1 protein-coding gene is annotated in these 1,231 nt (G+C 68.1%); it reads left to right on the top strand.

Annotated elements, in window-relative coordinates:
- Positions 1–128: 128 nt before the first annotated feature.
- The coding region (locus AB0C02_RS33600; protein ID WP_357553245.1) for an IS256 family transposase at positions 129–1,231 on the top strand (1,103 nt) is incomplete at its 3' end.

Raw genomic sequence — 1,231 nt, 5'->3', positions numbered from 1 at the left:
AGTGGCGTCCCTGATAGTGGTGTAACGCGGTTGGCGTGATCGCCGGACAACTCGTCCGGCATAGAGCGCGGCCATCGCGTGATCTTTCGAGTGAACCTTCCACAGCACTCTCGAAAGGGACTACCGCGATGACCGCACCTCACATCATCGACCCTGCCGGCCTGCTGGGCCAGGCACTGACCGACGCGTCGCCGGATCTGATGCGGCACCTGCTGTCTACGGTGATCAACTCTCTGCTGTCGGTGGAGGCCGACGCGGTCTGCGGCGCCGAGTACGGCATCGCCTCGCCGGAACGGGTCAACTCCCGCAACGGCTACCGGCACCGCGAGCTCGACACCCGCATCGGCACCATCGACGTGGCCATCCCGAAACTGCGGTCGGGCTCCTACTTCCCCGAGTGGCTGCTCGAACGGCGTAAGCGGGCCGAGGCCGCGCTGGTCAGCGTGGTCGCGACCTGCTACCTGCTCGGCGTCTCCACCCGGCGCATGGACAAACTCGTACAGTCGCTGGGCATCACCAGCCTGTCCAAGTCACAGGTCTCGCGGATGGCCGCCGACCTGGACGCCCAGGTCGCGGCGTTCCGCACCCGGCCGCTGGGCGAGTCGGGGCCGTTCACGTTCGTGGCCGCCGACGCGCTGACCATGAAGGTCCGTGAGCAGGGCCGAGTTGTCAACGCGGTCGTGCTGGTCGCGACCGGCGTCAACGCCGACGGCCACCGCGAGGTCCTCGGCGTCAAAGTCGCCACCAGCGAGACCAAGCAGGCATGGAACGCGTTCTTCGCCGACATGGTCGCCCGCGGCCTGACCGGCACCCTGCTGGTCACCAGCGACGCCCACGCCGGCCTGGTCGACGCGATCGCCGCGAACCTGCCCGGCGCATCCTGGCAGAGGTGCCGCACGCACTACGCCGCGAACCTGATGGCGGTGTGTCCGAAGTCTGCGTGGCCGGCGGTCAAGACCGTGCTGCACTCGGTCTACGACCAGGTCGACGCCGCTACGGTCCACGCCCAGTTCGACAAACTCCTCGACTCGGTCAGCAGGTCACTGCCAGCGGTGGCCGCCCACCTCGACGACGCCCGCGCCGACCTGCTCGCCTTCACCGGCTTCCCGCAACAGATCTGGCGCCAGATCTGGTCGAACAACCCCAACGAACGACTCAACAAGGAGATCCGCCGCCGCACCGACGTCGTCGGGATCTTCCCCGACCGCGACGCCGTCATCCGCCTCGTCGG

Source organism: Micromonospora sp. NPDC048999, assembly GCF_040649295.1.
Classification (GTDB): domain Bacteria; phylum Actinomycetota; class Actinomycetes; order Mycobacteriales; family Micromonosporaceae; genus Micromonospora.
Note: the sequence above shows the minus strand (reverse complement) of the source record. Positions and strands in the feature narration are given on the sequence as shown.